This window comes from Micromonospora sp. AMSO12t, from assembly GCF_008806585.1.
GTDB lineage: Bacteria > Actinomycetota > Actinomycetes > Mycobacteriales > Micromonosporaceae > Micromonospora > Micromonospora reichwaldensis.
In genome coordinates this window covers 1-3,086 of sequence record NZ_WAAS01000438.1, presented here as the reverse complement: position 1 = coordinate 3,086, position 3,086 = coordinate 1, and the positions used below count along the sequence as shown (strand labels likewise).

General features: G+C 76.1%; 4 protein-coding genes. All 4 read right to left on the bottom strand.

The features are described 5' to 3' along the window. A partial coding sequence (locus F6X68_RS31885; RefSeq protein WP_151457719.1) for an NADPH:quinone reductase occupies positions 1-852 on the bottom strand: 852 nt, incomplete at its 3' end. 89 nt (positions 853-941) lie between these two features. Next, positions 942-1,595: an HAD family phosphatase gene (locus F6X68_RS31880; protein WP_151457718.1), complete on the bottom strand. Its 654-nt coding sequence runs from the start codon at positions 1,593-1,595 to the stop codon at positions 942-944. Between the two features lie 46 nt (positions 1,596-1,641). After that, a complete protein-coding gene (locus F6X68_RS31875; protein WP_192581632.1) occupies positions 1,642-2,466 on the bottom strand; it encodes a hypothetical protein in 825 nt (274 codons plus the stop codon). 227 nt (positions 2,467-2,693) lie between these two features. Further along, a partial coding sequence (locus F6X68_RS31870) for an FKBP-type peptidyl-prolyl cis-trans isomerase (RefSeq protein ID WP_192581631.1) occupies positions 2,694-3,086 on the bottom strand: 393 nt, incomplete at its 5' end.

The window sequence follows — 3,086 nt, the reverse complement described above, 5'->3', positions numbered from 1 at the left end:
CGCCTGGGCCTTGGCCGCCTTCGGCTCGGTGTAGACGAGGACGAACTGGAACCGCGCGTTCGGCGCCATCAACGGCCGGATCGGCAGGGTCACCTCGTCTCCGCCGTCGTCGGCGTAGACGCAGACCGCCCCGCCGCGCCGGAGCAGTTGGACGTCGGCGGCGGCGTTGCGCGCCGCGGAGACCTCGACGATCGTGTGCACCCCGTCGGGCGCGATCTTGCGGACCTCCTCGACCACGTCCTGCTCCCGGTAGTCGACCACGAAGGACGCGCCGGCCGCCGCCGCCAACTGCGCCTTCTCCGGGCTGCTGACGGTGGCGACCACGCAGGCGTCCGCCCAGCGGGCGAGCTGGATGGCCGCGTTGCCCACCGCGCCCGCCCCGCCCTGCACGAGCACCGTGTGGTCGCTGAGCGCGCCCGCGCGCAGCCGGTCCGGCGTGTACTCGCCGGCGGTAAGGCAGCGGTGCGCGGTGAGGAAGGGGATGCCCAGGCTGGCCCCCAGTTCGAAGGAGGCGTCGCCGAGGGGCACCGCCTGCCGTACCGGCACCACCGTGTACTCGGCGGCGGTGCCCCAGGGCCGCTGCCACGCGGCCTCCCACAGCCAGACCCGCTCGCCGATCAGGTCCCGGTCGACGCCCTCGCCCACCGCCTCGATCACCCCCGCGCCGTCCTGCCCGGGCGTCTGCCAGTCGCCCGGCATCGGCCCCTGCGAGCGGGCCTTCCAGTCCGTCGGGTTCACCCCGGAGAACGCCACCCGCACCAGGACCTCGCCGGGGCCGGGCTCCGGTACCGGCCGGTCGACCAGTTGCAGCACCGAGGCGTCGCCGGTGCGCTCGTACACGATCGCCTTCATCCCCGTCTCCTCACCCGGCGGCCCCGGCCGGGGCGCCGTGGCTGCGGTACCCGGCGGATCCGCGCTCATGCCCGCGCCGGGCACGCTGCCTACCCGAGGCGGTCCACGGCCTGCGGGGTCAGCTCCCCGACCGTGCCCAGGACCAGCGTCGCGAGGCGCTCGGCGTCCGGGTCCAGCGGGTACGCCCCGTGCGGCACCGCCACCACAGTCATCCGGGCGGCGGCGGCCGAGCGGACGCCGTTGGACGAGTCCTCCACGGCCACGCAGCGGGCCGGGTCGACGCCCAGCCGCTCGGCGACCGCCAGGTAGACGTCGGGCGCCGGCTTGCCCCGCTCGGTCTCCTCGGTCGACAGCGTGGCGCCGAACGCCCCGGTCAGGTCCGTCGCGGCCAGCGCCGCCGCGATCAGCCGGGTAGGCGACGAGCTGGCCAGCCCCAGCGGCCACCGTTCGGCCAGCCGGCGCACGACCTGGTCGGCCCCGTCGATCAGCGGTACGCGCTCCGCGTACCGCCGGGTCATCTCCTCGATCACCTCGGCGGCGACCTGCTCGGGGCTGCGGTCGACGCCCAGCTCACCGCTCAGGTAGCGGGCCCACTCGCCGGTGCTCATGCCCATCAGCCGGCGCTGCGTGTCGGGCTGCCAGGTGCCGCCGTGCGCCGCGACGTACGCCCGCCGGACCTCCTCCCACACCGGCTCGGAGTCCACGATCACGCCGTCCAGGTCGAAGACCACCGCATCCGCCACGAACCCATCCTGCCCCATCGGCGGCGTCCGGGCCGGCGGGCGGGGGTCAGCTCCGCAGCGCGGGCAGGCCGATCGGGTTGCCCTCCGGGATGACGGTGTGGGCGGCGCGGGCGATCGGCTCGAGCAGCTCCCGCAGCCGCTCGGCGCGCTCCGGGCCCAGGGTCCGCCACGGGCGGGCGGCGGCGGCGTCGGTGGCGTCCTCGATCGCCTGGAACCGGGCGAGACCCTGCTCGGTCGGCTTCCCGTCCGGGGTGAGCCAGCCCCGCTCGGCCAGCCGGGCGCGGGCGGCGGCCCACTGCTCCTCGGACCAGCCGCGCCCGAGCAGGTTCAGCGGCGAGATGTCGACCGCGACCCGCCAGGCCAGCGTCTCCACCGGGTCGAGGTCGGCGGCGACCAGGGCGGCGATGTGCCCGTCGCCGCGCTGCTCGCGCAGGGTGGTGGCGGCCTGCCAGAGCCGGGCCAGCGGGTACTCGCCGCGCGGCAGGGCGGCGTTGGCGGCGCCCAGCACCCGGCCGGCGGGCTCCGCCTCGGCGGCGGCGGCCTCCAGCAGCTCGGCCGCCTCGACGAGGTGCGACTCCGGCAGCTCGTAGGTCAGCTCGGCCAGCGCCTGCACGGCGCCCGTGAGCCGCGCCCGCAGCGCCTCCTCCGGGGTGGCCAGCCGCCAGACGGCCGGCAGCGCCCGCGCCACCGTGTGCGGGGCGAAGTTGAAGAACGCCGCCGTCACCGGGGCGGGCTCGGCGGCCCCCAGCGGCGCGGCCCGGCCGGCGAAGTAGCCGCGCCAGAAGCCCCGCAGCCCGACCGCCTCGAAGGCGGCCCGGGCGCGGGGGTGGAAGTAGGTGATCGCGTGGACCGGCTCGTAGTGGGTCCACAACACCCGGGCGGTCCGCCCCGCGTCGTCCAGCGCCGTCACGTGCACCTCCGCGTCCGGTCCGGTCATCACCCCGGACGGTCGGACCGCCCGGGGTGACGCTGAACCTACTGCCGGTGGCTGAGGGGCCGGAAGCCCTCTGTGGGCTACTGCATCAACGACGGGCGACATCCCGGGCGAACCGGGCCGCTATCGCGGGGCAACGGCCCGGTCACGGGCCGACCGGCGGGTCACTGGGCCGCGAGCACGTCCACCACGAAGCGCAGCGGGCCGGCGGGACGGCCGCCGGGCGGGTTCGTGCCGTACGCCAGCTCGGCCGGGAGGTCGAGCTGCACGCGGCTGCCCACGGTCACCCCGACCAGGCCCTGGTCCCAGCCCGGGATGACCTGGCCGACGCCGATGGCGAAGGAGGCCGGCTGCCCGGCGTTCCACGAGGAGTCGAACTCCTTGCCGTCCTTGTAGAAGACGCCGACGTAGTTCGTGGTGATCATCTGACCCTTCTTCACCGCCGGGCCGGTGCCCTTGATCATCGGGGTCACGACGAGCTTCTTCAGCTCGCCCTCGCCGGCGGTGACCTTCGGCTTGGTGCCCAGGGCCGGGTCGGCCCCCTCCGGCAGCTGCGG